Below are 8,304 nucleotides of genomic sequence, written 5' to 3' on the forward strand. Positions count from 1 at the left end.
TCGGCCAGCTCCTCCGGCCGCAACGTGTCGGCACGGGCCGCCCCTCTGGCGATCCGATCGGGTGCCATCAGGCATCCCACTCCTCCACGGGCACATTTAGAACATCAGAACATTTCGGCTGTCAATAAATAAATCCAGTTGAATTATTAAACTGGTGTGACATTCTTCGACCGCTCTCGTAAAAGGGAGCGGTCGGGAGGAGCGACCTTCAGTGTCACAGGATGATCATGCACGACTGGCGGATCCGGCGCCCAGGGTGAGCGCCGGCGGCGGCTCGAACCAGGTGCGCGTGCGCGCCTATAACGAGCGGCTGGTGCTTTCGCTGGTGCGGCAGAACCCCGGCTGCTCCAAGGCCGACATCGCGCGTCTGACAGGACTTTCCGCCCAGACCGTCTCGGTCATCATGCGCTCGCTGGAAAGCGACGAGCTGCTAATGCGCGGCGAGCCCATTCGCGGCCGCGTCGGCCAGCCCTCCGTGCCGATGTTCATCAATCCGGAGGCCGTCTTCTCCTTCGGCGTGAAGATCGGCCGCCGGAGCGCCGACCTCGTGCTGATGGACTTCGCCGGCAGTATCCGCGAGCAGCGGCACCGGACCTATCGCTATCCGCATCCCGATCATCTCCTGCCCTTCATCTGTGACGGGATCGCCGAGATGGAAGCGGACATGGACGAGACGATGCGGGCAAGGATCGCCGGCATCGGCATCGCCGCTCCCTTTGAACTGTGGAACTGGGCCGAGGAAGTCGGCGCGCCAGAAGGCGCCATGGAGATCTGGCGCAAGGTCGATCTGCAGGGCGAGGTCCAGACGCGCATGGCGCATCCCGTCTATCTGCGCAACGATGCGACCAGCGCCTGTGGGGCTGAACTCGTCTTCGGCGCCGGCCAGCGTTATCCGGATTTCGTCTATTTCTACATCGGCTCGTTCATCGGCGGCGGCATCGTCGTCAATTCATCGCTCTTCGTTGGCCGCACGGGCACTGCCGGCGCAATCGGGCCGCTTCCCGTGCGCGACAAGCATGGCCAGACGCGCCAGCTGCTCGACATCGCCTCGATCTTCGTGCTCGAAAACCTGTTGCGCGAGCGCGGGCTCGATCCCCAGCCGCTCTGGTATGCGGCGGAAGAATGGATCGATTTCGGCGAACCGCTTGAGATCTGGATCCAGGACACGGCCGCAGCACTCGCCCAGGCCGTCATCGCGGCAGCCTCGATCATCGACTTTGCCGCCGCCATCATCGACGGGGGCTTCCCCTCCTGGGTCCGCCACCGACTGGTCAAGGCGACCATCGAGGCGATGAACCGCCTCGACCTTCAGGGTGTCGTCATTCCCGACATCATCGAAGGCGAGGTCGGCGACCAGGCCCGCGCCATTGGCGGCGCCAGCCTGCCGATCTTCGACCGTTATCTCATCGATCAAACCGTACTGTTCAAGGATACCACCCATGCTGAAGGGCATTGACCCCCTCCTGAGTCCCGAGCTTCTCGCCACCCTGCGCGCCATGGGTCATGGCGACGAGATCGCCATCGTCGACGGCAATTATCCGGCGCTCGAACACGCGCGCCGGCTGGTGCGCCTCGACGGGCATGCGCTGGTTCCAGTGCTGAACGCTATTCTCAGCGTGATGCCGATCGACGATTTCGTGCCGGAGGCAATCTTTCGCTCGGTGGTCGGCGGCAAGCCGGATCAGGTCGATCCCGTGCATCAGGAAATCATCGACTGCTGCGCAAGCCACGAGCCGAAGGTGCCAGTCACGAAGCTTATCGGTGCGGACTTCTACAATCGCGTCAAGGCGGCCCATACGGTGGTGCAGACAGGCGAGCCACGGCTCTACGCCAATGTCATCCTGCGCAAGGGCGTGATCTACCCGTAAACCTCAGCCTTCGAGTGCGCGCGAGATCCGCCGGGAGAGTTCCACCGGGTTCTTGAGCACGATGGCGCGGCTGGTGCGCTCCACCAGCTGCTCGCGCGCCAGCCTCGACATTTCGCGCGATACCGTCTCGCGGCTTGCACCGATATGCTCGGCGAGTTCCGCATGTACGAGCGGCGGCGAAATAATGCGTTCGCGGCCGCCGTCGTTGCGCACGCGAGACAGCCTAAGCAGCGTGTTGTAGAGGCGGTGCTTGGTATCGAGGAAGGACAGTTCCGACAGGCGGTCGTTCATCGCCCGAATGCGCTTGGAGAGCAGTTGGAGCAGCGCGAGCGCCACATCCGAACGCTGCCGCAGGATATCGAGAAACACCATGCACGGGATGACGGTGACCGTAGCGTCACTGACCGCCATCAGGCTCGCCGATCGAGCCATGTCGTCGATCGCGGCCTGCTCGCCGAGAATGTCGCCACGTTTGAAGCTGCCGAGGATCGCCTCCTTGCCAACCGAGAAGCGAAGGACGGCTCGGACTTCCCCTGTCTGGACTATGAAGACATCCTTCGACATATCCTCGAAATCAACCAGGCTCTCGCCGGCGCTCAAGGTGCGCGAATGGCAGCGCGCAAGCCATTCACGGTCTTCCTCCGGAGTCAGCCCAGCAAAGATCGTGCATCCGCGCAGCGTCGGAAGCGTGGTTGCCGGAAGCGGCAGGGGCGAACCTGTCGTAGCGTTTGCTTTCATTTACGGATTACTTGTCGCGTTCATGACGGTGAGGGTTACTTATTCTCTGGCAATGACCAATAGCAAGACGGCGGAAACCAAGACCCTTACAATTCGGCTATCGCACATCATCGTTTTTGACTCAATTTGAAACAATGCAGATGCACATGCCGCAAAGTCAACCGATAGAGCCCGAGGATGGTCCCCATACATCGGTCAAGGCGAAGCCACGCTCGAAGGGATCAAAGGGGTCGAGCGCGACCTGATGCAGGCCGAAGGTGAAGCCTCGGCCGCTGATGGTCGGGATGACGGCCGGGCGACCGGCCACCTCCGACAGGCCGGCAAGGCCCACCTCGAATTCAGAACCGATGATCGAGCGGGACAGCATCGTGTCGCCGACCGCGACCTTGCCTCGGGCGTGCAGCGTCGCGAGATTGGCAGAGTTTCCGGTGCCACAGGGCGACCGGTCTACCCGACCCGGCCACATGGTGGTGCAGGTCCGGATAGCGCCGTCTGGATCGACATCGCGGAACATCACATAGGCGACACCGGAAATGGCGGGGATCTCAGGATGGGCCACCGGGATCTTCCGGTTGATCTCCTCTTTCAGGATCATGCCTGCCTCGACCAGGGCACGGGCATTGCCCTTCTCGATGGTGAGGCCCACCTGGCCGACATCGACCAGGGCGTAGAAAATGCCGCCATAACTCAGGTCGAAGGTGATGCGGCCCCATTGCTCGGTGTCGAGCGAAACATCCAGTTCGTGGACGAAGGATGGCACCATCGTCAGCTTGACCCGCTCGCAGCGCCCGTCACGGCAGGTTGCCGTCGCCTTGACGAGACCGGCTGCCGTTTCCAGCATCACGATGGTCTCTGGCTCCTGCATCTCCACCATGCCACTTTCCAGAAGCGCCGTGGTCACACAGATCGAGTTGGAGCCGGAGCTTGCATGCGCCTGGTCTGGCTGCAGGATGACAAAGGCCGCATCAGCAGAGGGGTTCTTCGGCGGCAGCAGCAGGTTGACGGAGCCGATCGGCGCACCGCGCGGCTCGAGCACAAGCATGCGCCGGAGCGCCTCGCCCTTGGGATCGGAGTTCAGCCAGAGCAACTGTTCCGCCACCGTCTCGCCCGGGATTTTCGGCACTCCGCCGATGGCAACCTTGCCGATTTCACCCTCGGCGTGAACGTCGAGCAATTGAAGAGTGCGCTTCCATCTCATGTCATAATCCCACAGTCGGTCGACCATCCCGCTCCATAGCAGGGCTCTCTCCTTCAAGAGCACAGGCGTGTGCATCACCTCAAGAGGAGACATCACAGAAGGCCAACTGCAACGTTGCCGGAGACTGTTAAATCAGTGCGCCCGCATATCCAAGTGCTTTTATACAAGCACCGGGCAGCAAGCGACCGGAGGCGCCTTGGCACCATCTTTGGAATATGCCGGTCCGGAGGTGGTCGTCAGACCACCGCGAAGTCATCGTGATACAGCGTCAGGCCCGCCTTCACATGGGCGAAGACGACTGCAGCCCCTGCTCCGTCACCATCGGCATCGTAAGCGAGTGCGCCAGTCGTCCTGTTATGGAGGATCCGCTGCTCAGCTGTTGTCGCAACGCTGCCCGTGCCGAAGGACTGCTCGATCAGGGTTCCGAGATAGCCGATGTCGGAAAAGACATCCGCCTCGATCAGGATCTGGTCCAGTGCCACATCGAAGTCGGTGATCCGGTCGGAATTGGCTGTCCCGAACTGGTCGAAGACAAACATGTCGGCACCTGCGCCGCCTGTCAGCGTATCCACCCCAAGCCCGCCATAGAGCCAGTCATTGCCGGCGCCTCCGTCGAGACGATCATTACCGGCACCGCCGTAGAGCGTGTCGATGCCCGTAGATCCAAGCAGGACGTCATTGCCACCATTGCCATAGAGGATGTCGTCGCCCCGCCCGCCATCCAGGATATTGGCACCGCTGCCGCCGGTCAGAACGTTATGAAGATCATTGCCATAGCCAACGAAGGACGATGATCCAAGATAGGTGAGATTTTCGACATGGGCACCCAGACGATAGCTGGTCAGCGTCGTCTGCACCGTATCAATACCGCCATTCGCCAGTTCGGCCACGATGTCGCGTGTATTGTCGACCACGTAGACGTCGTTGCCGGCACCGCCGGTCATGCGGTCGATATCCGAGCCGCCGTTGAGATAGTCGTCGCCATCCCCCGTCGACAGGACATCATTGCCGGATCCGCCAAACACACGGTCATTGCCACCGCCACCGGAGATGCTGTCGTTGCCGGCACCGCCGGACAGCACATCGTTTCCGATCCCTCCAGAGATCCGGTTGGCGAGCTCGTTGCCAGTGCCGCTAAAGTCGGCGGCACCTGCATAAACGAGATTTTCGACCCAGGCTGTCAGTGTGTAGGCCTGCAGCGTCGTGCGAACCGTATCCGTATTGCCGGTCCGTACTTCCGTCACGATGTCGCCGATGGAATCGACGAGGTAGGTGTCGTCTCCGGCGTCCCCAACCATGCGATCGTTGCCCGTTCCGCCATCGAGAAGGTCGTTGCCGGCTCCACCGACCAGTATGTCATTGCCGCCGCCGCCACGCAGCGTGTCATTACCGTTGCCCCCATCAAGATGCTCCATCGCATCCGTGCCGACAAGCGTGTCGGAGGACACGCCGCCTCGCATCACGATCGGGGTCAACTGAACATCGTCATTGACGATGGTGACGGCGGCGGACGCCGTGGCGAGGCTGAGGCCGAGTGACGGTGCCGACAGCGTCAGGGCAAATGTCTCGTTCGCCTCGAAAGCCGTGTCAGCGGCGAGATAGACCGTGATGGTCTTGGTGGTTTCGCCGGCGGCGAACGACACGGTGCCCGACTGTGCCCCGGAAAAATCTTGCACATTGGCGGCGCTGGAGCCTGTTCCGGCGACGCGCCAGCTGAGGGTTTCATCCGAAAGCGCCGCCTTGCTCAGTGTGACGGTGAAGGTGACAGCCGTCTGATCGCCAGAGCCCTCGGTTACCGAGGAGGCATCAGCAGCGACCGACGCAAGTGCCGGGAGAAGGTCCGGATCGAGGAGCGATTCCAGGCTGCGCTCGACATTCAGCGAATCGACGAATCGCTCGACGGCCGTGATCGTGTCGGTGCCGATCAGGACCCCCATGAAGGTGAAGGTCGCGGATGCCACGCTGTATGTCCAGCTGATGTTCGACCAGCTGTCGTGGAAGATCACTACGTCTGTCCCGGCACCGCCGTCGATGCTGTCATTGCCGTTGCCCGCTGCGATCGTGTCGTTGCCCTCAAGCGCGCGAATGGTATCGTTTCCGCCATTGGTGGTGATGACGTTGTCGCGAGCATTGCCCTGAACGGTGTCGTTGCCATTTCCGGTCACTGCGTTCTCGATCCAGGCACCGCGCGCGATCGAGATGTTCATCGTCATGCTGTTGGCCGACGAGAAGGACCCGGGCGCGAGATCGATACTGCTTGCCGTATTCCAGCCGGAGAGGTTCAGCGTATCGATGCCGCCCGCATCCCAGATGCAGATGATCGGGTTGAGGTTCTGGGTGAAGTCGAAGATCGCCGCAGTCGCACCTGTCACATTGGACTGGAACCCGTAGACCGTATCCCCCGTGCGCGTGGACGTATCGACGCCGTACATGGCCTGCATGGCCATGATGTCGTTCATCATTGGGGTCTGAGGCGAATAAAGCCTGCCGTCGGACCCGACCCAGTCGGCCCAGGCGACCAATCCCTGGCCATTCGCCGCGCCCGATCCCCAGGAGGGGCCGAAATAGGACATGACCGAATAGACTGTAGAATCCTGGTAGGATGAAGGCGCATCGGCGCTGCCGTTGTAGTCACCCATGTGTTCGAGCCCAAGCGCGTGGCCGATCTCATGAACGAAGGTCAGGAAGCCATGGGCGCCGATCTTCGGTGTCATCAGGTCGTTGGTGCCCTGGCTGGAATTGTAGGCGCTGTTGATCCAGACGCTGCCGACGGTCGGGAAATAGGCGTGGGCGTAGCTGACGCCCGAAGTGGAATTGCCGAATTCGATGTTCGATGCGGAGCTCGTGGTGCCCGCAGCAACCTTCTGGATCGAGGTTGCAATCACATCGTCCCATAGCGTCAGCGCCAGTTCGGCGCGTGCCTGCTGGGTCGCGTTGAAAGCCGAGAAGCCGCTTCCCTCACCGGAATAGCGGGCCATGCCGGTCACGACCGTCGGGAAGGAATACGTGATCACCGATCCGGACCACTTGGAGCCAGAATTGAGCTGGTTGATGACCTGCTGATCGGTCCAGGAAGACAGTGCCATGCGATGCTCCACGATGCCCTCACCGCACCTGCGGTGATTTCGCATCAGGAAACTAGCAGCCGTGTTTTAGAGTCTGGTTACGGAAAGCGGTAAACACCGCACCACCGGAAAGCCTAAAATCTTCGCTATCCACGAACCGGGTCTGGGGCATCAGACCAGCGAGAAATCGGAGTGGTCGAGCAGCGTCCCGCTGGTAACCCGCGCAAAGACGACCGGATCGATGGCACCGCTGCCATCCGCATCATAGAAGATATTGCCCGTGCCCTGATCGTGGAGGATCCGCTGATCCGCCGTGGTCGCTTCGCTTCCCTGCCCGAATGCCGCCTCAAGCAGCGCGCCCAGATCGCCGGCATCCGTGAAGAAATCCGCTTCGAGCAGGATCGTATCCGCCGCACTGTTGAAATCGCTGATCGTGTCGACATTGCCATCGCCGAAGACATCGAAATAGAACCTGTCACTCCCCGTGCCGCCGAGGAGGATGTCGTTGCCCTCGCCGCCGGAGAGCCAGTCATTGCCGTCGAGACCGCTCAGCGTGTCGTTGCCATCTCCGCCCGTCAGGACGTTGGCCAGCGTGTTGCCCGTGCCGGTGAAGTCACCCGATCCCTCGAAGGTCAGGTTCTCGACATGCCCACCCAGCGTATAGGCCGACAGCGTCGTGAACACCGTATCCGTGCCCGCCGACACCAGTTCCGTCACCACGTCGCCGGCATTGTCGACATGGTAGCTGTCATTGCCGACGCCGCCCGCCATCGTGTCGGCGCCGTCCTCGCCGTCGAGCAGGTCGTTGCCGATCCCGCCCACAAGGCTGTCATTGCCCAGCCCGCCGTAAAGACGGTCATTGCCCGCCGCACCATCAAGCACATCCGCGCCGATACCGCCCGTCATCGTATTGGCATCGGCACTGCCGACACCCTTGAAGGCACCCGTCCCGACATAGTCCAGATTGTCGACAAAGGCAGACAGCGTGTAGCTCGATGCCGTCACCCGCACCGTGTCGATGCCGCCGTTCACCGCTTCCGTGATCACATCCTTCGCCGAATCGACAAAATAGGTATCGTCGCCCGCGCCACCGCTCATCTGGTCGTTGCCGGTGCCACCGTCGAGGATGTCACTCTGCGCCCCGCCAATCAAACGGTCGTCGCCTGCCTCGCCGTAAAGCGTGTTCTCGCCGCCGCCGCCATTCAGCGTGTCGTTGCCCGAACCGCCATAGAGCGTGTCATTGCCGATCCCGCCGACAATGCTGTTGGCCAGCGTGTTGCCAATGCCCGTCCAGGACGACGTGCCCGTATAGACCAGCTCCTCGATCCAGGCCCCCAGCGCATAACGCTCCAGCGTCGTGCGGATCGTGTCGGTACCACCTGTCGATGTCTCGATGACCGCATCGCCGATATTGTCGACGATATAGATGTCGTTG

General features: G+C 61.7%; 6 protein-coding genes. 2 read left to right on the forward strand and 4 right to left on the reverse strand.

Annotated features, from left to right (window positions below; genetic code table 11):
* The first annotated feature begins 211 nt into the window (after nucleotides 1-211).
* Nucleotides 212-1,456: an ROK family transcriptional regulator gene (locus J2045_RS05120; RefSeq protein WP_307370066.1), complete on the forward strand. Its 1,245-nt coding sequence runs from the start codon at nucleotides 212-214 to the stop codon at nucleotides 1,454-1,456.
* On the forward strand, nucleotides 1,440-1,868 hold the full coding sequence (locus J2045_RS05125; RefSeq protein ID WP_166601716.1) for an RbsD/FucU family protein: 429 nt from the start codon (nucleotides 1,440-1,442) through the stop codon (nucleotides 1,866-1,868). Before J2045_RS05120 ends, J2045_RS05125 begins: the two co-directional genes overlap by 17 nt.
* 3 nt (nucleotides 1,869-1,871) lie before the next feature.
* On the opposite strand, the gene J2045_RS05130 is transcribed toward J2045_RS05125, so the two are convergent.
* The 4 genes from J2045_RS05130 to J2045_RS05145 form a co-directional block, all read right to left on the reverse strand.
* Nucleotides 1,872-2,606 carry a Crp/Fnr family transcriptional regulator gene (locus tag J2045_RS05130; RefSeq protein ID WP_166601715.1) on the reverse strand — a complete coding sequence of 245 codons (735 nt, stop codon included), beginning with the start codon at nucleotides 2,604-2,606 and terminating at the stop codon, nucleotides 1,872-1,874.
* A gap of 157 nt (nucleotides 2,607-2,763) precedes the next feature.
* The gene (locus J2045_RS05135; protein WP_307370069.1) at nucleotides 2,764-3,804 is read right to left on the reverse strand and encodes a 4-hydroxyproline epimerase; all 1,041 of its coding nucleotides are present in this window, start codon (nucleotides 3,802-3,804) and stop codon (nucleotides 2,764-2,766) included.
* Between the two features lie 236 nt (nucleotides 3,805-4,040).
* Entirely contained in the window at nucleotides 4,041-6,890 is a 2,850-nt protein-coding gene (locus J2045_RS05140; protein ID WP_307370071.1) for a M10 family metallopeptidase C-terminal domain-containing protein, read from the reverse strand.
* A gap of 150 nt (nucleotides 6,891-7,040) precedes the next feature.
* Nucleotides 7,041-8,304 (reverse strand): calcium-binding protein (locus J2045_RS05145; protein ID WP_307370073.1); only part of this gene is annotated, 1,264 nt, incomplete at its 5' end.

This window comes from Peteryoungia aggregata LMG 23059 (genome assembly GCF_030814435.1).
In the GTDB taxonomy this organism is placed as follows: domain Bacteria; phylum Pseudomonadota; class Alphaproteobacteria; order Rhizobiales; family Rhizobiaceae; genus Allorhizobium; species Allorhizobium aggregatum.

Coding starts and splice junctions, on each gene's coding strand:
- J2045_RS05125 (WP_166601716.1), top strand. CDS start 1,440: ATGCTGAAGGGCATTGACCCCCTCCTGAGTCCCGAGCTTCTCGCCACC.
- J2045_RS05140 (WP_307370071.1), bottom strand. CDS start 6,890: ATGGCACTGTCTTCCTGGACCGATCAGCAGGTCATCAACCAGCTCAAT.
- J2045_RS05130 (WP_166601715.1), bottom strand. CDS start 2,606: ATGAAAGCAAACGCTACGACAGGTTCGCCCCTGCCGCTTCCGGCAACC.
- J2045_RS05135 (WP_307370069.1), bottom strand. CDS start 3,804: ATGAGATGGAAGCGCACTCTTCAATTGCTCGACGTTCACGCCGAGGGT.